20 protein-coding genes are annotated in these 20416 nt (G+C 44.6%); 3 read left to right on the plus strand and 17 right to left on the minus strand.

Annotation, left to right across the window (positions count from 1 at the left end; genetic code table 11):
• Window positions 1-17 precede the first annotated feature (17 nt).
• Complete coding sequence (locus AAGA51_RS15245; protein ID WP_042489585.1) at window positions 18-641, minus strand: YigZ family protein; 624 nt, start codon at window positions 639-641, stop codon at window positions 18-20.
• A gap of 215 nt (window positions 642-856) precedes the next feature.
• Here AAGA51_RS15245 and fadB point away from each other — a divergent pair, with 215 nt between their 5' ends.
• Both fadB and fadA read left to right on the plus strand, forming a co-directional pair.
• The gene (fadB, locus tag AAGA51_RS15250; RefSeq protein WP_042489578.1) at window positions 857-3064 is read left to right on the plus strand and encodes a fatty acid oxidation complex subunit alpha FadB; all 2208 of its coding nucleotides are present in this window, start codon (window positions 857-859) and stop codon (window positions 3062-3064) included.
• A 4-nt stretch (window positions 3065-3068) separates the two neighbouring features.
• Window positions 3069-4232: an acetyl-CoA C-acyltransferase FadA gene (gene fadA, locus AAGA51_RS15255; RefSeq protein WP_042489575.1), complete on the plus strand. Its 1164-nt coding sequence runs from the start codon at window positions 3069-3071 to the stop codon at window positions 4230-4232.
• An 81-nt stretch (window positions 4233-4313) separates the two neighbouring features.
• Here fadA and punR read toward each other — a convergent pair whose 3' ends face one another.
• Window positions 4314-5219: a DNA-binding transcriptional activator PunR gene (punR, locus tag AAGA51_RS15260; RefSeq protein WP_042489572.1), complete on the minus strand. Its 906-nt coding sequence runs from the start codon at window positions 5217-5219 to the stop codon at window positions 4314-4316.
• 150 nt (window positions 5220-5369) lie between these two features.
• On the opposite strand from punR, the gene punC reads away from it, so the two are divergent.
• Window positions 5370-6569 (plus strand): purine nucleoside transporter PunC, encoded by a 1200-nt coding sequence (punC, locus tag AAGA51_RS15265; protein WP_042489569.1) that lies wholly within the window; start codon window positions 5370-5372, stop codon window positions 6567-6569.
• Window positions 6570-6623: 54 nt separating this feature from the next.
• Here punC and glmU read toward each other — a convergent pair whose 3' ends face one another.
• From glmU to mioC, 15 genes are all read right to left on the minus strand, one after another.
• The gene (gene glmU, locus AAGA51_RS15270; RefSeq protein ID WP_042489567.1) at window positions 6624-7985 is read right to left on the minus strand and encodes a bifunctional UDP-N-acetylglucosamine diphosphorylase/glucosamine-1-phosphate N-acetyltransferase GlmU; all 1362 of its coding nucleotides are present in this window, start codon (window positions 7983-7985) and stop codon (window positions 6624-6626) included.
• A gap of 143 nt (window positions 7986-8128) precedes the next feature.
• Entirely contained in the window at window positions 8129-8551 is a 423-nt protein-coding gene (locus AAGA51_RS15275; protein WP_042489563.1) for a F0F1 ATP synthase subunit epsilon, read from the minus strand.
• Window positions 8552-8569: 18 nt separating this feature from the next.
• Window positions 8570-9973, minus strand: a complete 1404-nt coding sequence (gene atpD, locus AAGA51_RS15280; RefSeq protein WP_042489561.1) for a F0F1 ATP synthase subunit beta — start codon at window positions 9971-9973, stop codon at window positions 8570-8572.
• A 34-nt stretch (window positions 9974-10007) separates the two neighbouring features.
• Window positions 10008-10874: a F0F1 ATP synthase subunit gamma gene (gene atpG / locus AAGA51_RS15285; RefSeq protein ID WP_042489558.1), complete on the minus strand. Its 867-nt coding sequence runs from the start codon at window positions 10872-10874 to the stop codon at window positions 10008-10010.
• Window positions 10875-10917: 43 nt separating this feature from the next.
• Window positions 10918-12459, minus strand: a complete 1542-nt coding sequence (gene atpA, locus AAGA51_RS15290; RefSeq protein ID WP_042489555.1) for a F0F1 ATP synthase subunit alpha — start codon at window positions 12457-12459, stop codon at window positions 10918-10920.
• 13 nt (window positions 12460-12472) lie between these two features.
• Window positions 12473-13006: a F0F1 ATP synthase subunit delta gene (gene atpH / locus AAGA51_RS15295; protein ID WP_042489553.1), complete on the minus strand. Its 534-nt coding sequence runs from the start codon at window positions 13004-13006 to the stop codon at window positions 12473-12475.
• 14 nt (window positions 13007-13020) lie between these two features.
• Window positions 13021-13491, minus strand: coding sequence for a F0F1 ATP synthase subunit B (gene atpF / locus AAGA51_RS15300; RefSeq protein WP_042489550.1), 471 nt, complete (start codon window positions 13489-13491; stop codon window positions 13021-13023).
• 75 nt (window positions 13492-13566) lie between these two features.
• Window positions 13567-13821: a F0F1 ATP synthase subunit C gene (gene atpE / locus AAGA51_RS15305; protein WP_002540812.1), complete on the minus strand. Its 255-nt coding sequence runs from the start codon at window positions 13819-13821 to the stop codon at window positions 13567-13569.
• Window positions 13822-13874: 53 nt separating this feature from the next.
• Complete coding sequence (atpB, locus tag AAGA51_RS15310) at window positions 13875-14687, minus strand: F0F1 ATP synthase subunit A (protein WP_042489544.1); 813 nt, start codon at window positions 14685-14687, stop codon at window positions 13875-13877.
• A gap of 8 nt (window positions 14688-14695) precedes the next feature.
• Entirely contained in the window at window positions 14696-15085 is a 390-nt protein-coding gene (locus tag AAGA51_RS15315; protein ID WP_042489541.1) for a F0F1 ATP synthase subunit I, read from the minus strand.
• Window positions 15086-15273: 188 nt separating this feature from the next.
• Window positions 15274-16158 carry a ParB/RepB/Spo0J family partition protein gene (locus tag AAGA51_RS15320; RefSeq protein ID WP_042489539.1) on the minus strand — a complete coding sequence of 295 codons (885 nt, stop codon included), beginning with the start codon at window positions 16156-16158 and terminating at the stop codon, window positions 15274-15276.
• Between the two features lie 24 nt (window positions 16159-16182).
• Complete coding sequence (locus tag AAGA51_RS15325) at window positions 16183-16956, minus strand: ParA family protein (RefSeq protein WP_042489536.1); 774 nt, start codon at window positions 16954-16956, stop codon at window positions 16183-16185.
• Between the two features lie 14 nt (window positions 16957-16970).
• On the minus strand, window positions 16971-17600 hold the full coding sequence (gene rsmG, locus AAGA51_RS15330) for a 16S rRNA (guanine(527)-N(7))-methyltransferase RsmG (RefSeq protein ID WP_042489534.1): 630 nt from the start codon (window positions 17598-17600) through the stop codon (window positions 16971-16973).
• Window positions 17600-19495 (minus strand): tRNA uridine-5-carboxymethylaminomethyl(34) synthesis enzyme MnmG, encoded by a 1896-nt coding sequence (gene mnmG / locus AAGA51_RS15335; RefSeq protein WP_042489532.1) that lies wholly within the window; start codon window positions 19493-19495, stop codon window positions 17600-17602. Before mnmG ends, rsmG begins: the two co-directional genes overlap by 1 nt.
• A gap of 483 nt (window positions 19496-19978) precedes the next feature.
• A complete protein-coding gene (gene mioC, locus AAGA51_RS15340; protein ID WP_042489530.1) occupies window positions 19979-20416 on the minus strand; it encodes an FMN-binding protein MioC in 438 nt (145 codons plus the stop codon).

The following is a 20416-nucleotide window of genomic DNA, read 5'->3' on the forward strand; positions in this document are numbered from 1 at the left end:
GCCGGGCTTCTTAGTTCCTATATATTGTTTAAATCGGTGACAATAATTTTTGCACCGCTTCGATTAATGATAGTTTGGGTGAAATCTTCAACATGAAGAACTTCCAGCTCCACATCCAATTCCACGTTTGAACCGTATTGAGCGTCAACTTCTGTTCCGTCGAACTGCTTAATAATAGACTGCGCCAGCGGAACTAGGCCGTAGTCTAAACTTAGGTGCAAATTTGTGGTGATTTTTTTCTCAATAGTTTGAAGCAGCTTAAGAGCTTGTTGCACACCACCACCGTACGCCTTAACTAAACCACCAGTTCCAAGACGAATACCGCCATAGTAACGCGTGACTACAGCCGTGATTTCACCAACGCCAGAACCAGATAACTGAGCCAATATCGGCTTACCCGCTGTTCCTGACGGCTCGCCGTCATCACTAAACCCCCAAAGCATCGAATCTTCAGGCCTACCCGCGACAAATCCCCAACAGTTATGCCTCGCATCAGGATGTTTCTGTTTTATTTGTTCCACAAACGCTTTGGCTGCATCACTACTAGGCGTATGTGCAAGATAGGTAATAAACAGGCTCTTTTTTATCTCTTCTTCGAAGATAACCGGCTCATTGGGGATTAAATAGGGTCGAACGTTCATATTTTTCACAAAATCATAAAGATGACCAAGTGTATCACGAGCCCTAAAAATGTGCTCAGGATTGGTATCAGCACACAATGTTAAACACTTGTTTAAAAAATGTATTGAAATTAAACATTCTGCCGTTCAAACTGAAATTACTGGTCACACCAGAAACTAAATACAACAAAAACTCTCACACACAACCCTTCGGTTGTATGTCAAGGAGATAGACAATGATTTACCAAGCCGAAACCCTACAGGTAAAGGAATTAGAGAACGGTATCGCAGAGATAAGCTTCTGCTCACCGCACTCTGTAAACAAACTCGACCTCAACACTCTTAATTCTCTAAACGAGGCTCTTGATGCTCTCCAAACCCATCAAGGTTTAAAAGGTGTTGTGCTCACAACTGATAAAGACTCATTTATTGTCGGTGCCGACATTACTGAGTTTTTAGGACTATTTGCAAAACCAGAAGCAGAACTAAATACGTGGCTTGTTTTTGCAAACAGCATATTTAACAAGCTGGAAGATTTACCGGTACCAACACTCTCTGCGTTAAGAGGTTTCACTCTTGGCGGCGGATGTGAGTGTGTACTTGCTACCGACTTCCGCATTGGTGATAAAACCACCAGCATCGGTTTGCCAGAAACCAAACTCGGTATTATGCCTGGCTTTGGTGGCACGGTTCGCCTGCCAAGAATCATCGGCGCAGACAGCGCGATGGAAATCATCACTCAAGGTAAAGCCTGTAAAGCTGACGAAGCACTAAAACTGGACTTACTCGATGCCATTGTTGAAAGCGACAAGCTCGAAGAATCTGCTATCGCGACGCTAACCCAAGCCATGAATGAGAAAATTGACTGGCAAGCGAGACGTAAGCAAAAAACCTCAGCGCTGACATTAAGCAAGATTGAAGCGATGATGAGCTTTACCATGGCAAAAGGTTTAGTCGCTCAGGTTGCGGGTACTCACTACCCAGCGCCAATGACCGCCGTCAAAACTATCGAACAAGCAGCAAACTGCGATCGCGATGCTGCTTTGGATATTGAGCGTAAACACTTTATCACCCTAGCGAAATCTCAAGAGGCGCAAGCGCTTGTAGGTATCTTCCTGAATGACCAATACATTAAAGGGCTTGCAAAAAAATCTGCGAAATCTGCATCGAAAGATACTCAGCGTGCAGCTGTTCTAGGCGCGGGTATTATGGGTGGTGGTATCGCTTACCAATCCGCGTCAAAAGGCGTTCCGGTAACCATGAAAGACATCGCTCAGTCGTCTCTTGATTTAGGGATGACAGAAGCGTCTAAGTTGCTAAATAAACAACTTGAGCGTGGTAAGATCGATGGCTTTAAGATGGCGTCTGTGATCGCTTCTATTTCACCAACGCTACATTATGCAGGTATAGAGCAATCTGACGTTATTGTGGAAGCTGTGGTTGAGAATCCAAAAGTGAAAGCGGCCGTTCTGAGCGAAGTGGAACAACAAGTTTCAGCAGATACCGTCATCACGTCAAATACCTCGACTATTCCAATTAACTTATTGGCGAAATCGCTTAAGCGCCCAGAAAATTTCTGTGGTATGCACTTCTTTAACCCCGTACACCGCATGCCACTGGTAGAAATTATCCGTGGTGAACATACTTCTGAAGACACCATTAATCGTGTTGTCGCTTACGCTGCGAAAATGGGCAAATCGCCAATCGTGGTTAATGACTGCCCAGGATTCTTCGTAAACCGTGTTTTGTTCCCATACTTTGCGGGCTTTAGCTTATTGATGCGTGATGGCGGTGATTTCACTCACATCGATAAAGTGATGGAACGTCAATTCGGTTGGCCAATGGGCCCTGCCTACTTGTTGGATGTGGTTGGTTTAGATACCGCTCACCATGCACAAGAAGTGATGGCACAAGGCTTCCCTACTCGTATGGCTAAAGAAGGCCCTGACGCGATCAGCGCCCTGTTTGAAGCCCAGAAATACGGTCAGAAAAATGGTAGTGGTTTCTACCAGTACACCGTCGATAAAAAAGGTAAGCCTAAGAAAGCCTTTGATAACAGTGTTCTTACACTGCTTCAAACCGTGTGTGGTGCTTCTGCCGAGTTTGATGACCAAACCATTATTGAACGCATGATGATTCCTATGATCAATGAAGTAGTGCTTTGTTTAGAAGAGAACATCATTGCTTCACCTCAGGAAGCTGATATGGCTCTAGTTTATGGCTTAGGTTTCCCTCCATTCCGTGGTGGTGTGTTCCGTTACCTAGATAGTATTGGTCTAAGTACTTACCTAGAAATGGCGAAAAAACATCAGCATTTAGGTGCGGTTTATCAAGTACCTCAACGCCTGATAGATATGGCTGAGAAAGGTGAAACCTTCTACGGTTCACAACAGGCTGGCTCACACCAAACCGTCTCAAAGCAAATCACTTTGGAAAAGGAATAACAAAATGAATAATGTAGTGATTGTTGATTGCCTTCGTACCCCTATGGGACGTTCCAAAGGCGGGGCGTTTCGCCATCAGAGAGCGGAAGATCTGTCAGCTCATTTGATGAAAGGGATTCTGGCTAGAAACCCACAAGTAAACCCACACGACATTGAAGATATCTACTGGGGCTGTGTGCAACAAACCTTAGAGCAAGGCTTCAACGTTGCACGTAACGCAGCGCTACTGGCGGGCCTGCCGATTGAAATTGGTGCTGTTACGGTTAACCGTCTATGCGGTTCTTCTATGCAGGCTCTTCACGATGCCACTCGTTCTATCATGGTTGGTGATGCAGAGATCTGCCTAGTAGGTGGTGTTGAGCACATGGGACACGTACCGATGAACCATGGCGTGGATTTCCACCCTGGGTTATCAAAGAACGTTGCAAAAGCTGCAGGGATGATGGGTTTAACCGCTGAAATGCTGGGCAAAGTACACGGTATTAGCCGTGAACAACAAGATGCGTTTGCCGCACGTTCACACCACAGAGCGTACGCTGCAACTGTTGAAGGAAGATTCAAGAATGAAATTCTTCCAACAGAAGCTCATGCGGAAGACGGCACTCTATTCACTTTGGATTACGACGAAGTGATCCGCCCAGAAACCACTGTTGAAGGCTTATCTGCTCTTCGACCTGCCTTTGACCCAGTCAATGGTACGGTAACTGCGGGTTCTTCTTCTGCGCTGTCTGACGGTGCATCTGCAATGCTGATCATGAGTGAAGCAAAAGCGCTGGAGTTAGGACTTACTATCCGTGCCAAAGTAAAATCGATGGCGATTGCCGGTTGCGATCCTTCTATCATGGGTTATGGACCTGTTCCTGCTACTCACAAAGCACTGAAACGCGCTGGTCTATCAATGGAAGACATTGATGTGATTGAACTGAACGAAGCGTTTGCTGCTCAGTCTCTACCTTGTGCAAAAGACTTAGGTTTATTCGATAAGATGGATGACAAAGTAAACCTCAATGGTGGTGCAATTGCATTAGGCCACCCATTAGGTTGTTCAGGAACACGGATCTCAACGACGTTGATAAACCTTATGGAAGCAAAACAAGCGAAATACGGCTTGGCAACCATGTGTATTGGTTTAGGCCAAGGTATTGCGACGATTTTCGAACGTCCGTAAATTAGTCAAAAATATAAGGCCACCAGCTATGCTGGTGGTTTTAAAGCCAAACAATAATGCCAGCCCACGCTGGCATTATTCTTAATCCGCTTTTAGCCAGTCTCTATGAAGTTGTTCGCTCGAACCTAAATAATTCACCATCCACTCAATCAAACGGTGATTATCATCTTTACGCCATACGAGGCAGCACTGACTTAATGGTTGTTCATCGGGTAATGTTTTTTCTACCAACAAGCCTTCATCGATCAATGGCAGTGCAATATGACGTGGCATATAGCCCACACCAATCCCCTTTTTCAGGCACTCTATAGCGCTATACCAGTTGGGCAATAATAATCGACGCTGTTGAGGATAATGTCCCGTATGTCTTTTAGGTAAAACACTAGAGGTATCATCAAGACAAATCGCTGGAAACTGACTCACAAAGGCTTCACTCAAATCTCGCTGTTGTGCACACGGATGATCAGGAGACATCACAAATGTCCATTTCAACTCGCCCATATTTCGTACCTCGAAGTCTCCACCAACAGGAACTGCCGAGGTAGCACCAATCACAATATCCGCCCGCTCTTGAGCTATCGCTTCCCATGAACCGTTAAATACTTCCATGTTGATTTGTAGCTCTGCAAATTCAAACTGTTGATAAAAATCTTCCACCAGCGATTTAAGCTTATCGAGTTTCACCACATTATCTAAAGTCAGCTTCAGTGTGGATTGCCAGCCATGAGCGGCTCGGCGAGTTTGCGCATTGATCTCCTCCATCTGCCTCAAGAGTAAACGGGCCTGAGCAATAAATAGCTCACCAGCCGGAGTCAGTTCTACTTTACGAGGTAAACGGCGAAAGAGAACCACATCGAGTTCTTGTTCCACTTGCCGAACACCGTAGCTGATGGCTGAAGGAACTTTATGCAACAGCTCAGCCGCCGCGGTAAAACTGCCTAATCGAGCGACCGCATCCAACATTTCCAACGAAGATTTAGAGTACACACATATACCTTTCGAATTTTTTGAACGATAACCAACAATTTTATCGTTTCATTTTCCTAGTAACGAAAAATAGAATAGCACGGTAAATAAATAGGGGTTGGCGCCAACTGATATTCACGGAACATTAATTAAAATATTTGATTGGTTAAAATGAAAATATCAAAATTACAACTCTTCTATCTTGCAACTCTGTCTATGCTCGGCTTTATAGCCACCGACATGTACTTACCGGCCTTTAAAGCGATGGAAATCGACTTTGCTACCGGACCTGAACAAATAGCCTTGTCTCTAACGATATTCTTGGTCGGGATGGCTATCGGTCAATTGATATGGGGCCTTGCCTCAGATAAGTTTGGCCATCGTAATACGCTTGCGGCAGGCTTAGTACTTTTCACCATCGCATCCTTAGGGCTGGCATTCGCCGATCAGGTTTGGCAACTGTTGACTCTGCGCTTTATCCAAGCGATCGGTGTCTGTGCTCCTGCGGTAATCTGGCAAGCCATGGTTATTCAGCGATATTCAAGCCAAAGCCAACAGATTTTTGCCACGATTATGCCGTTAGTCGCACTCTCTCCTGCTCTAGCACCTCAACTAGGGGTGTTGCTAGCAGAAAACTTCGGCTGGCCGAGTATCTTCGTTGCGCTCACGGTCATCGGCATCGCACTGATTACAGCGACAATGGCACAAGATAATAAAAAGGCGGAGATAAAACAGACCAGCATAACTGCTGATATAAAAGCGCTGCTCGCTTCAAAAGCTTACCTTGGTAATGTGCTGATATATGCTACGGCATCAGCGGCTTTCTTCGCTTACTTAACAGGTATGCCGGAAATCATGGCTCAGTTAGGCTATAGCACAAAAGATATTGGTTTAAGCTTCATCCCACAAACAGTTGCCTTCATGCTAGGTGGTTATTTAGGCAAGGTAGCAGTGAAAAAATTTGGCGATGAGAGAGTACTGCGTCATTTGATCGGCTTATTCAGCGTCGCGTCATTGTTGATTTTTATCGCATCACAATGGCAGTTAGGATCCATTTGGCCAATTCTGACTCCATTCTGTTTGATTGCCGTTGCCAACGGTGCTTTGTACCCAATAGTGGTCAATCGAGCCTTAGCTAATGCCAAACAAGCACCAGCAACTGCTGCAGGGTTACAAAACAGTCTACAAATCTGTATCAGCAGCCTTTCTAGTGCTCTGGTTGCCTCAATGGCAAGCCAAGCACAAATGGTCATAGGCATCGCAATTATTATTTGTACGGCAGGATTTTGGTTCGGATTCGTTGTTTCAAATAAACAGCTATCACAACATTTCACAACACCTGATAATTCGCGTGTTGTCAGTGATGAATAATCCGTAAAAAATATCCCCCATAATTGGGGGATATTTTATAACAGAGCACTTAGATTACTTTTTCTTAACTGGACGTTGCCAGCCAGCAATTTTCTTCTCTTTAGCGCGAGTGATTACTAACTCACCTTCTGCTACATCTTTCGTTAATGTCGTGCCTGCACCGATTGTTGCACCGTTTGCGATAGTAACAGGAGCCACCAGCTGGCAGTCAGAGCCGACAAACACATCATCACCAATAATGGTTTTGTGCTTGTTAACGCCGTCATAGTTACAAGTAATCACACCTGCACCGACGTTTACACGCTGACCAATTTCAGCATCACCAATGTAAGTTAAGTGGTTAGCTTTAGAGCCTTCACCGATACGAGCGTTCTTAACTTCCACGAAGTTACCAACATGAGCATCATTACGTAGATCTGCACCAGGACGAAGGCGAGTAAATGGACCCACAGTACAATCTTCACCCACACTCGCGCCTTCAATCACGCTGTATGGACGAATAACGGTATTGTCATCGATTTCACAGTCTTTCAGGATACAGCCCGCACCGATAACCACGTTATCACCGATAGAAACCGTACCTTCGATAATAACGTTAACGTCAATTTCTACGTCCATACCGCATTGCAATTCACCACGCAGATCAAAACGAGCTGGGTCGCGTAGCATTACGCCTTGTTCTAACAGTTTACTTGCTTGACGAGCTTGGAATGCACGCTCTAAACGAGCCAGTTGAATACGGTCATTTACCCCTTCAACCTCAATTGAACTCACTGGATGTACAGCTTCAACCGCGCGCCCTTCTTCATGTGCAGCAGCAATAACGTCTGTAAGGTAGTATTCACCCTGAGCATTGTTGTTGTTCAAACCTGACAACCAGCGCTTTAGATCACGACCAGTCGCAACCATCACACCAGTGTTAATCTCTTTGATCAGCTTTTGCTCTTCGGTTGCGTCTTTCTGTTCAACGATCGCCACTACAGGGCCGCTCTTACGTACGATACGTCCGTAACCCGTTGGGTTTTTAAGCACCACGGTTAATAAAGCAATACCATCGTTTGGTTGAGCATCTAACAAACTTTCGAGAGTTTCCTCAGAGATCAATGGAACATCACCGTATAAAACGAGGATCTTCTCATCATCCTGAAATTGCGCTGATGCCTGATCAACCGCATGACCAGTACCCAGTTGCTCCGCTTGCAGCACCCAATTAACCTTTTCTTCAGCCAGCGCATGTTGCATTTGATCACCACCGTGGCCATAAACCAAGTGGATATTCTGAGCGCCTAAGCTATTGCACGTATCGATCACGTGTTTGACCATTGGCTTACCAGCAAGGGTGTGAAGGACTTTTGGCATGTTGGAATTCATGCGAGTACCTTTACCCGCGGCCAAAATTACAGCGCTAAATTTCATGTTGAACCTATTTGTTGAGGTAACGACTGAGGGCATTTTAGCGACTTACGGGGAGAGTGTTAATTCTTTGTCGTTAATTTCTATTTAAAATAAAGCAAAAAAGGCGACCAATGGTCGCCTTTTCATGAAACGTGTTAATAAAATTAACGACGTTTCTTAGTCAGCTCAATTACTCGTAGCTGAGCAATGGCTTTAGCCAGTTCACTGGCCGCTTGCGCGAAGTCCATATCGCCATGCTGATTCTGAATTTTCTCCTCAGCGCGACGTTTGGCTTCTTGAGCCTTGGCTGTATCTAGATCTTCACCACGAATTGCTGTGTCAGCCAGTACAGTAGCTGTACCCGGTTGAATTTCAACAATACCACCAGAAACATAAATAATTTCTTCGTGGCCGTGTTGTTTCACTATACGCACCATACCAGGCTTAATAGCGGTCAGCAGCGGTGTGTGACCATGGAAAATACCAAGTTCACCTTCGCTACCGGTCACCTGAAACGTTTCAACACGACCTGAGAAAATTTTCTTCTCTGCGCTCACAACGTCTAGATGAAAGGTTATTGCTGCCATATCGCCTCCTAGTTAGCCTTATAGCTTCTTCGCATTCTCGATAGCTTCGTCGATAGTACCGCAGTACATAAACGCTTGCTCTGGAATGTCGTCGTAGTCACCAGCTAGTAGACCTTTAAAGCCACGTAGTGTTTCTTTAAGTGAAACGTATACACCAGGGTCACCAGTAAATACTTCCGCTACGTGATAAGGCTGAGTTAGGAAACGCTCAATCTTACGTGCACGAGATACAACTTGCTTATCTGATTCAGAAAGCTCGTCCATACCTAGGATCGCAATGATGTCTTTTAGCTCTTTGTAACGCTGAAGCGTTTGCTGAACACCACGCGCAACATCATAGTGCTCTTGACCAACAACCAATGGATCTAGCTGACGTGAAGTCGAATCTAGTGGGTCGATCGCTGGGTATAGACCCATAGCTGCGATGTTACGGTTAAGTACAACTGTTGCATCTAAGTGCGCAAACGTTGTTGCTGGTGATGGGTCAGTCAAGTCATCCGCAGGTACGTATACCGCCTGTACAGACGTGATAGAACCTTGACGAGTTGAAGTGATACGTTCTTGAAGAACACCCATTTCTTCAGCAAGAGTTGGCTGGTAACCTACCGCTGAAGGCATACGACCTAGAAGTGCTGATACTTCAGTACCTGCAAGTGTGTAACGATAGATGTTATCGATAAACAACAGTACATCACGGCCTTCATCACGGAAGCGCTCAGCCATTGTTAGACCAGTCAGTGCAACACGTAGACGGTTACCTGGTGGCTCGTTCATCTGACCGTAAACCATTGCTACTTTAGATTTTTCAGGTTCAGCGATGTTTACAACGCCTGCTTCCTGCATCTCGTAGTAGAAGTCGTTACCTTCACGAGTACGTTCACCAACACCCGCGAATACTGATAGACCAGAGTGTTGTAGTGCGATGTTGTTGATAAGTTCCATCATGTTAACGGTCTTACCTACACCTGCACCACCGAATAGACCGATTTTACCACCCTTAGCGAATGGACAAATCAAGTCGATTACTTTTACACCTGTTTCTAGAAGAGCTGTCTCGTTTGATTGCTCTTCGTAGCTTGGCGCTGCACGGTGGATAGAGTAAAGCTCTTCCGCACCGATTTCACCACGCTCATCAATCGCATCACCAAGCACGTTCATGATACGACCTAGTGTCTTAGTACCTACTGGTACTGAGATTGGAGCGCCAGTGTTTTCAACTACCAAACCGCGACGTAAACCATCAGAGCTACCCATAACGATTGCGCGAATAACGCCACCGCCAAGCTGTTGTTGAACTTCAAGAACTAGACGCTCTTTAGAATCCACAACATTCAGAGCATCGTAAACACTAGGTACTTCGCTCTGTGGGAACTCTACGTCGACTACCGCACCAATGATCTGTACGATCTTACCTGTAGCCATCGTTAATCCTCTAAACTGTTTGTTTTACCTAAGCTTAAACCGCTGCCGCACCAGAAACGATTTCTGATAGTTCTTGTGTAATCGCAGCCTGACGGGCTTTGTTGTACACAAGTTCTAAATCTTCAATCAAGTTGGTTGCGTTATCAGTTGCAGCCTTCATCGCGATCATTCGAGCCGCTTGCTCACAAGCAAGGTTCTCAACTACACCTTGATAAACCTGAGATTCTACGTAACGCACAAGAAGCGTATCCAGTAGAGGCTTTGGTTCAGGCTCATAGATGTAGTCCCATGAATGCGGACGCTGCATCTCTTCGCTTTCCGATTTAGGCAAAGGTAGCAATTGATCGATCGTTGGTTGCTGAACCATAGTGTTTACAAACTCGTTGTAAACGACATATAAGCGGTCCAATTCACCTTCATCGTATTTTTTCAACATTACGCCAACAGAACCGATCAGGTCTTCCAAGCTAGGTGCATCACCTAGACCAGAAACCTGAGCGACGACTTTTGCGCCACTGTTGTTAAAGAAAGCCGTTGCTTTTGAGCCAATTACCGCTAGCTCAATATCAGCACCTTTTGCTTTCCAAGCTTGCATATCAGTTACAGCTTTTTTGAACACGTTAATGTTCAAGCCGCCACACAAGCCACGATCTGTAGAAACGATGATATAACCAACACGTTTAGCTTCACGCTCTGCTAGGTACGGATGACGGTACTCTAGGTTTGCGTTAGCCACATGACCGATCACTTTACGCATTGTTTCAGCGTATGGACGAGAAGCTTCCATTGCGTCTTGAGAGCGACGCATTTTTGAAGCTGCTACCATTTCCATCGCTTTCGTAATTTTCTGAGTGCTTTTAACACTACCGATTTTATTACGTATCTCTTTTGCGCCGGCCATCGTTACTCTCCATTAGTTGGTGGCAGAATCTGCCACCGACTTATTACCAAGTTTGGGTTGCTTTAAAATCGTCAGTCAGTTTCTTCAACTGAGCTTCGATCTCATCGTTGTAAGCACCCGTCTTGTCGATCTCAGCTGCAAAATCTGCGTACTGAGCGCGAGCATACGATAGTAGAGCCGCCTCAAAATCTAGAACTTTTGACAGTTCTACATCATTTAGGTAACCACGCTCTGCAGCATAAATAGTTAGTGCTTGGTCAAATACTGACATTGGAGCATATTGTTTCTGCTTCATTAGCTCAGTAACTTTTTGACCGTGGTCTAACTGACGCTTAGTCGCGTCATCAAGATCAGAAGAGAACTGAGCGAAAGCCGCTAGTTCGCGGTATGCAGCTAGTGCTGTACGGATACCACCTGATAGTTTCTTGATGATTTTCGTCTGCGCAGAACCACCTACACGAGATACTGAGATACCTGGGTCAACAGCTGGGCGAACACCCGCATTGAATAGCTCAGTTTGTAGGAAGATCTGACCGTCGGTAATCGAGATTACGTTTGTCGGTACGAATGCTGAAACGTCACCAGCTTGTGTTTCGATGATAGGTAGTGCAGTTAAAGAACCTGTCTTACCTTTCACTTCACCATTAGTGAAACGTTCTACATACTCTTCGTTTACACGAGCAGCACGCTCAAGTAGACGAGAGTGGAGGTAGAATACGTCACCTGGGAAAGCTTCACGGCCTGGTGGGCGTTTTAGTAGTAGAGAGATCTGACGGTAAGCAACTGCTTGTTTAGATAGATCATCATAAACAATTAGTGCATCTTCACCGCGATCACGGAAGTATTCACCCATCGCACAACCTGCGTAAGGCGCTAGGTATTGTAGCGCTGCAGATTCAGAAGCAGATGCTACAACAACAATAGTGTTCGCTAGTGCGCCATGCTCTTCTAGTTTGCGTACTACGTTAGCGATAGTCGATGCTTTCTGACCGATTGCTACGTAGATTGAGAAAATACCAGAGTTTTTCTGGTTAATGATTGCATCGATCGCCATTGCTGTTTTACCAGTCTGACGGTCACCGATGATAAGTTCACGCTGACCACGACCGATTGGGATCATTGCGTCAACTGACTTATAACCAGTTTGTACAGGTTGATCTACCGATTTACGGTCAATTACACCCGGTGCAATCACTTCTACAGGCGAAGTTAGTTTTGCTTCGATAGGACCTTTACCATCAATAGGCTCACCTAGTGTGTTCACTACGCGACCTAGAAGTTCTGGACCAACTGGTACTTCAAGAATACGACCAGTACCTGTAACTTTCATGCCTTCCTTAAGGTCAGCATAAGGTCCCATTACAACCGCACCTACTGAGTCACGCTCAAGGTTAAGTGCTAGTGCATAACGGCCACCCGGTAATTCAATCATTTCACCCTGCATCACGTCCGCAAGGCCATGAATACGGATAATACCATCGCTTACCGATACGATAGTACCTTCATTGCGAGCTTCACTAACAACGTTGAAAGATTCAATACGTTGTTTAATTAGATCGCTAATTTCCGTGGAATTAAGTTGCATGCTCCAATCCCCATCAAGATTGCAAGGCATCGCTCAGGCGGTTCAAACGACCACGCGCTGAGTTATCGATGACAAGATCTCCGGCTCGAATTACGACCCCACCAAGTAAGGTCTCATCTACACTGCAATTCAGCTGAACTTTACGTTCTAGACGCTGCTCCAGTTTGCTACTGATATCTGAAAGTTGTTGTTCAGAAAGTTCGGTTGCTGAAATCACTTCAACATCGATATTCTTCTCATACTCTTTCTTAAGAGCAACGAATTGCTCAAAAACATCAGGAATAGCTCTTAAACGGCCATTCTCAGCCATCACCTTAATTAGGTTTTGGCCAAATTCATCAAACTGTTCGCCACAAATTGCGATAAAAATTTCTGCAAGTTTCTCAGCAGAAGCAGAACTGGTTAACAGTTCATGTATTTGCTCGTTATTTGTAACTTCGGCAGCGAAAGCTAACATCTCACTCCACTGAGTTAGTTGTTGCTTTTCTACCGCAAAGTCAAAAGCTGCTTTAGCGTAGGGGCGAGCAATAGTAGTCAAATTAGACATTCGCGCCCCCAGACTTAAAGTTTTGCAGTAATGTTGTCGAGAATATCTTTATGCGCATCTTTATCGATAGAACGCTCAAGAATCTTCTCAGCACCAGCAATTGCCAGAGTTGCAACTTGTTTGCGCAGCTCATCTCGGGCACGATTACGTTCAGCTTCAACTTCAGATTCTGCTTGAGCAAGGATTTTCTGGCGCTCTGCCTGAGCTTCCTCACGTGCTTCATCTAGAATTTGAGCTTTGCGTTTGTTCGCTTGCTCGATGACCTCTGTTGCTGTGCGCTTCGCTTCTTTCAAAGAATCGGAAGCGTTGGCTTGTGCTAGATCTAAGTCTTTTTTTGCACGCTCAGCGGCTTGCAAACCATCAGCAATTTTCTTCTGACGTTCTTCAATCGCTTGCATGATTGGCGGCCATACATACTTCATGCAGAACCACACAAATAGTGCGAAAGACAGAGCTTGACCTAGCAGAGTTGCGTTCATATTCACAACAGCTACCCCTCTATATGGACTTAGTATTAATCAATGGCAAACCTAAAAAAGCTTGCCTCTGGCAAAACGTGATTAACCTAATTGACCAACAAATGGGTTCGCGAATGTAAATAGAAGTGCGATAACGATACCGATCATTGGTACCGCATCCAGTAGACCCGCGATGATGAACATCTTAACTTGTAGCATAGGAGCCATTTCTGGTTGACGAGCTGCACCTTCAAGGAATTTACCACCTAGAAGTGCGAAACCAATCGCTGTACCAAGAGAAGCAAGACCGACGATGATACCTACGGCGATTGCAGAAAAGCTCAGTAAAGTTTCCATTACTATCTCCAATTATAGTTGTTGGCTAATTGTGCCCAAATAAAAGCTATATATTAATGATCACTGTCTTCGTGTGCCATTGACAGATAAACGATAGTCAACATCATAAACACAAAGGACTGAATCAGAATTACAAGAATATGGAAAATAGCCCACGGTAGTGAACCCATCCATTGTAAATACCATGGTAGCATCGCTGCGATAAGAATAAATACAACCTCACCTGCGAACATGTTACCGAATAGACGCATACCAAGTGAAAGAGGTTTAGCTAGTAGCGATACCACTTCAATTAGTAGGTTAAACGGAATCATGGTCCAGTGGTTAAATGGATGTAATGCTAATTCTTTCGCAAAACCGCCTAGGCCTTTCACTTTGATGCTGTAATAAATCATCAGAGCAAATACACCTAGTGCCATAGCCATGGTGATGTTCACATCAGCAGAAGGAACCACTTTCAAGTAAGGGATACCTAGCCAATGCTCTGCTGGATACGGCAAGAAATCAATTGGCACTAAGTCCATGATGTTCATTAGCAATACCCAACAAAAGATAGTCAGTGCCAGCGGTGCTATTAGTGGATTGCGTCCATGGAAGGTGTCTTTGACGTTGGTATCGACAAATTCAACCACTATTTCAACAAAACACTGTAGCTTGCCTGGTACACCCGCTGTTGCCTTCTTCGCTACAGAACGGAAAACCCAAAGGAAAATCAGTCCAGTAAACAAAGAAAAAAACAGGCTATCGATATGTACGTTCCAGAAACTTGTTTCCGACCCAACTAAACCCAGCTTGTATAAAGACAGGTTGGTTAGGTGGTGTTCAATGTATCCGGACGATGTTAGCGCTTCACCTGGCGCAGCCATAACTCATCCTATTTTTTGTTGTTAATGAATAGCACTGGCGCACAGATATTAATACCTAGAGCCAGCAAATAGGTTAGTTTCAGGGGAACAAGTTCCACCTGCATATACATGTAAGCAACAGAGAATAAAACGACTGTAATAAGAATTTTAAGTGCTTCACCAGTGTAAAAAGAGACCGCTATACGCTTTGCAGCGCGAGCTCCACTAAACATAAAAGCACACAGCGCAAAAACTGCATTGGCAAAGACACAGATGCCTCCCCCAACCAGCGCTGAAAATCCCCAATCAGCATTTACAGCAATAGTCATCCCTGCTGCCACAACCATAACCGCGCCAGACTGGATCATTAACAATTGCTTTGCAAGCTCTCGTCCTGGCCTAGCCAACGCAGCTACCATGTATTCGTACCTCTAGTTACATTCCCAACACTCAAAAACGTAATGTTGAGAAATTCGCGAAAATTATACGAAGGCGCAAAACTAATGCAACGTAAATACAATCTTATGTTACATTTTTGTTCGCTAACCAACATTTTTCACACAAAATTCTTTTTTCTCAAAAATGTGACGCTGGCCGATTATGTCACTTAGGCTTGCAGCTTTGCAACCAATTGCTCTAGTTTCTGGGGTTCGTCAAGGCTAATCGTTACCTTAGATTTACCATTTTTGGAACGGACAATTGACACTTTTGCACCTAAGTTTTCACTAAGTTTTTGTGATATTTGTTGTATTTCTACGTCTTCAGGCACATTTTTTTCTTCAGTTGTGTCTGAGAGACATTTTTTCACTAATTGCTCAGTCTGACGCACTGTTAATTGCTTTTTAGCAACTCGCTCTGCAATCTCTTCTTGTTGTTCACCTTCCAGCATTAACAGAGCACGAGCATGCCCCATCTCTAACTGTTTGGTTTCAACTAAACGTTTAACAGCATCAGCTAACTGGTTAAGACGAAGTAGATTACTGACCGTTGTTCTCGACTTACCTATCACATCTGCGACTTGTTGGTGAGTCAGTTTAAATTCATCTTGCAGACGCTCTAAAGCTTGTGCTTCTTCAATCGCATTAAGATCTTCACGCTGAATATTTTCGATCAACGCCATCGCGATCGCCGCACGATCATCTACAGGCTTGATCAAGCACGGTACTTGCTTCAAACCCGCCTGCCTTGCAGCTCTCCAACGACGCTCACCCGCAATGATTTCGTAGCCACCAGTATTTAATGGGCGAACTACAATCGGCTGAATAATACCTTGAGATTGAATGGATGCAGACAGCTCTTCCAAAGCTTCAGGAGACATATCTTTACGGGGCTGGTAAATACCCGGTTTCAAGCTCGCAATCGCGATATCCTGCAGCTCACCGTCAGAAGACAGCTCTTGACTGTGTGTTGCGACTTGTTGCTTTTCACGAGCAAGAGAACTGGTTGCCAATAACGCATCCAGTCCTTTTCCTAAACCACGTTTAGACGACATGTAAACGAATTCCTTTATTCTGTGTTAAGCGATAACTTCTTCGCGACGAAGCATTTCTCCAGCCAAAGCTAAATAAGCTTTAGAACCCGCGGAATACTTATCGTAGTACATGGCTGGTTTACCATGACTAGGCGCTTCAGCGAGACGGACATTACGAGGAATAACGGTACGATAGACTTTGTTACCAAAATGCTTCTTCAACTGATCGGAAACTTCATTGGCCAATCGGTTACGAGGATCATACATGGTTCGAAGTAAGCCTTCGATTTTCAATTTATCGTTCACTACCGCAGCAAGTTTGCTGATGGTATCCATTAACGCAGTTAAACCTTCTAATGCGAAATACTCACATTGCATTGGCACTAACACAGAGTCTGCAGCTGCCATCGCGTTGATTGTAAGGAGGTTTAAAGAAGGAGGACAATCAATAAAGATGAAATCATAGTTATCACGAACTGCTGCTAAAGCGTTCTTTAGACGGACTTCGCGAGCGAAAACTTCCATCAATTTGATTTCTGCAGCAGTTACATCGCCATTGGCAGCGATCAAGTCATAATGTCCGGCAGTGTTGCGGCATACCACGTCTTCAAATGGTGTGTCTTCCACTAAGAATTCGTAAACCGTAGCATCGACTTGGTATTTGTCTACACCACTTGCCATTGTGGCGTTGCCCTGAGGGTCAAGATCTATTACCAGAACTTTACGTTTAGTGGCTGCCATAGAAGCAGCTAAATTAACACAAGTTGTTGTTTTTCCTACGCCACCTTTCTGGTTGGCGATCGCTACGATTTTACCCACGGTATGCCTCGCTGTTATCCCTTTCGGGATAAGATTACAAGATGACGCTCGCCTTCTAACTCTGGAATTTTCAAAGCTTTGACATCGGTCACAGAACACCATTCAGGTAACAGGCTTATCTCTTCCTGCGGCAATTGTCCTTTAAGGGCAAAAAACACACCTGAATTAGCTCGCGGTAAGTGCTGGCACCACTCAACCATATCGGACATAGAAGCAAAAGCTCGGCTCAGAACTGCGTCAAATCCGCCTTCCGGATCAAACTCTTCAACACGGCTCTGAACAGCAACGACGTTAACAATACCAAGCTCATGAAGAACTTGCTTAATAAAGCGAATACGTTTACCTAAGCTATCCAGTAAGACAAATTCCTTTTCTGGATTCATGATAGCCAGAGGAATGCCAGGTAAACCTGGCCCTGTTCCAACGTCAATAAAGCGCTCACCATCAAGGTAAGGGCTTACAACTATGCTATCAAGGATATGTTTCACTAACATATCTGCAGGGTCTCTTACTGATGTAAGATTGTACGCTTTGTTCCACTTATTCAGCAGTCCAACATAACCTAGTAGTTGCTCACGTTGCTTATCTGATACGTCTAAGTCAGTTTTGGCAATTAACGAATCTAATTTAGCGCGTAAATCCATTAAGCTGCCTCTCCTTTCTTCAGCATGCCTTGTTTTTTCAGGTGAACCAACAAGATAGAGATCGCTGCAGGAGTAATACCAGAGATACGTGACGCAATACCAACCGTTTCAGGTTTAGCTGCGTTGAGCTTCAAGACTACCTCGTTCGATAGACCTTTAACTTGCTTGTAATCAAGATCCGCTGGCAATTTAGTATTTTCGTGACGCAAAGACTTCTCGATCTCGTCTTTTTGACGCTCGATATAACCTTCGTACTTAACCTGAATCTCCACTTGTTCAGCAGCTTCTGCATCTTCAAGTGCAGGACCAAACTCAGGAAGAGAAACAAGCGCATCGTAATCCACTTCTGGACGACGAAGTAAATCTTCACCACTCGCTTCACGCGACATTGGAGTTTTGAGCAGTGCGTTCAGAGCATCAATGCCTTTCGAGTTCGGGTTCATCCAAGTCTCTTTTAGGCGCTGACGTTCTTTTTCCATATTGTCGATTTTCTGGTTGAAACGAGCCCAACGCTCATCAGACACTAAACCAAGCTCGCGCGCTTTTTCTGTTAAACGAAGATCAGCGTTGTCTTCACGAAGTAACAAACGGTATTCAGCACGTGATGTGAACATGCGGTACGGTTCTTTCGTACCCATGGTCGATAGATCGTCGATCAACACGCCCATGTAGGCTTGATCACGGCGTGGGCTCCAGCCTTCTTTGCCTTGGCTGTACAAACTTGCGTTTAAACCTGCCATCAGACCTTGTGCGGCAGCTTCTTCGTAACCCGTGGTACCGTTAATTTGTCCTGCGAAGAACAAACCTTGAATAAACTTAGTTTCATAAGTCTGTTTCAAATCACGAGGATCGAAGAAATCGTATTCGATTGCATAACCAGGACGAACGATGTGTGCGTTTTCAAAACCTTTCATTGAACGAACAATTTGAACTTGCACATCAAAAGGTAAGCTGGTGGATATACCGTTTGGATAAAGTTCAGTTGTATTTAAACCTTCTGGTTCAATAAAGATTTGGTGGCTGTTTTTATCAGCAAAACGCATCACTTTGTCTTCGATAGACGGACAGTAACGTGGACCAATTCCTTCAATCACACCAGCATACATAGGGCTACGGTCGAGATTAGAACGAATCACATCATGTGTCTGCTCATTGGTATGAGTGATGTAACAAGGAATCTGACGCGGGTGTTGCTCACGTTTGCCCATAAATGAGAAAACAGGCGTTGGATTGTCACCATGCTGAGCTTCCAGCACAGAAAAATCGACACTGTTTGCGTCAATACGTGGTGGCGTACCAGTTTTCAGTCGATCAACTCGGAATGGCAATTCACGTAATCGATCCGCTAAAGCGATCGATGGTGGATCGCCTGCACGACCGCCAGAGAAGTTTTCCATACCAATGTGGATCTTTCCACCAAGGAAGGTACCAACGGTCAACACAACCGCTTTGGAGCGGAATTTAACGCCCATCTGAGTCACCACACCCAGAACTTGATCGTTCTCGACGATAAGATCATCTGCTGCTTGTTGGAAAAGCGTCAGATTTGGTGTGTTTTCCAGTGTGCTGCGAACATAGGCTTTGTATAAAGCTCGGTCAGCTTGCGCGCGAGTTGCACGAACTGCTGGACCTTTAGAAGCATTCAGTGTTCTGAACTGAATACCTGCATGGTCAATAGCTTGCGCCATTAAACCACCCATAGCATCTACTTCTTTAACTAAGTGGCCTTTACCAATGCCACCGATCGCTGGGTTACAAGACATCTGTCCTAGCGTGTCAATATTATGCGTTAGAAGTAACGTACTTTGTCCTGTACGTGCGGCTGCGAGAGCGGCTTCCGTTCCTGCGTGACCGCCACCAACCACAATGACGTCAAATGTTTCGTGATAAAGCATGAACGACCTCAGGTATTCAATGAGATTAAGATTAAACAAAAGAGACGTATTCTACCCTCTTTCCTAAGTCTAGAAAATCGCTTTTCTATATTTTCCTCTCACTACCGATAACTTAATATATATAAGATCTTTATATAGAGATCTTTTATTACTCTTACTATTAGGATCGACGATCTCTGTGGATAAGTGGAAAATGATCAACAAGATCATGGATCTTTAATGGATCAGAACTTGTGATCTACACATGATCTTATTGCGTATTAGCTGGGATCAAAATTGCCACTTATGCACAACCCCCTAAACTGATCAAAGTTGTTATTGGGATAACTATAGGTTGATCACCGGATAAAGGTGTAGTTATCCACAAGTGATTTGTTTGAAATAGCATCAATATTGAATAAGTTTACAGTTCAATTTTAAGTTTTTTTTCTTTCAAGTATAAAAAAAGCAGCGTTTCCGCTGCTGTTCTTATCAATTTTGTGCTTATTTAAGCTGGTGGATGATGCTTTTCAGCCACTCTTCTGCGGCATCTTCAGGAACTGGATGCTCTTGAATATCGATAGTAAAACACTCAGATAGCGGAGTTGCACCGATATCCTCAAGCAGTGCATGAGCATGCTTGCCTGCGGCACAAAAGGTGTCATAGCTTGAATCACCAATCGCAACAACCGCAAATTTTAAGTTGCTGGTTCTCGGTGGTGTATTTTGCAATGCTGCTATAAAAGGCTGAATGTTATCAGGATAATCTCCAGCACCATGAGTCGAGGTGACGATTAGCCAAGTACCGTCTGCTGGAATTTCTTCAAATGCAGGTTGGTTGTGGATCGTCGTTTCCAATGACTGCTCTTGAAGTAAATCACTGAGATGATCGCCCACGTATTCAGCACCGCCAAGGGTGCTACCCGTAATTATATGGATCAT

The organism is Vibrio diazotrophicus, assembly GCF_038452265.1.
Lineage (GTDB): Bacteria > Pseudomonadota > Gammaproteobacteria > Enterobacterales > Vibrionaceae > Vibrio > Vibrio diazotrophicus.

Bases quoted from the DNA above. Each gene is read 5' to 3' on its own strand.
- punC (WP_042489569.1), top strand. From the start codon at position 5,370: ATGAAAATATCAAAATTACAACTCTTCTATCTTGCAACTCTGTCTATG.
- atpH (WP_042489553.1), bottom strand. From the start codon at position 13,006: ATGTCTAATTTGACTACTATTGCTCGCCCCTACGCTAAAGCAGCTTTT.
- atpE (WP_002540812.1), bottom strand. From the start codon at position 13,821: ATGGAAACTTTACTGAGCTTTTCTGCAATCGCCGTAGGTATCATCGTC.
- mnmG (WP_042489532.1), bottom strand. From the start codon at position 19,495: ATGCTTTATCACGAAACATTTGACGTCATTGTGGTTGGTGGCGGTCAC.
- atpD (WP_042489561.1), bottom strand. From the start codon at position 9,973: ATGGCTACAGGTAAGATCGTACAGATCATTGGTGCGGTAGTCGACGTA.
- atpA (WP_042489555.1), bottom strand. From the start codon at position 12,459: ATGCAACTTAATTCCACGGAAATTAGCGATCTAATTAAACAACGTATT.
- AAGA51_RS15275 (WP_042489563.1), bottom strand. From the start codon at position 8,551: ATGGCAGCAATAACCTTTCATCTAGACGTTGTGAGCGCAGAGAAGAAA.
- fadA (WP_042489575.1), top strand. From the start codon at position 3,069: ATGAATAATGTAGTGATTGTTGATTGCCTTCGTACCCCTATGGGACGT.
- rsmG (WP_042489534.1), bottom strand. From the start codon at position 17,600: ATGGATTTACGCGCTAAATTAGATTCGTTAATTGCCAAAACTGACTTA.
- fadB (WP_042489578.1), top strand. From the start codon at position 857: ATGATTTACCAAGCCGAAACCCTACAGGTAAAGGAATTAGAGAACGGT.
- atpB (WP_042489544.1), bottom strand. From the start codon at position 14,687: ATGGCTGCGCCAGGTGAAGCGCTAACATCGTCCGGATACATTGAACAC.
- AAGA51_RS15320 (WP_042489539.1), bottom strand. From the start codon at position 16,158: ATGTCGTCTAAACGTGGTTTAGGAAAAGGACTGGATGCGTTATTGGCA.
- atpG (WP_042489558.1), bottom strand. From the start codon at position 10,874: ATGGCCGGCGCAAAAGAGATACGTAATAAAATCGGTAGTGTTAAAAGC.
- AAGA51_RS15245 (WP_042489585.1), bottom strand. From the start codon at position 641: ATGAACGTTCGACCCTATTTAATCCCCAATGAGCCGGTTATCTTCGAA.
- AAGA51_RS15315 (WP_042489541.1), bottom strand. From the start codon at position 15,085: ATGGTAGCTGCGTTGGCTAGGCCAGGACGAGAGCTTGCAAAGCAATTG.
- glmU (WP_042489567.1), bottom strand. From the start codon at position 7,985: ATGAAATTTAGCGCTGTAATTTTGGCCGCGGGTAAAGGTACTCGCATG.
- mioC (WP_042489530.1), bottom strand. From the start codon at position 20,416: ATGATCCATATAATTACGGGTAGCACCCTTGGCGGTGCTGAATACGTG.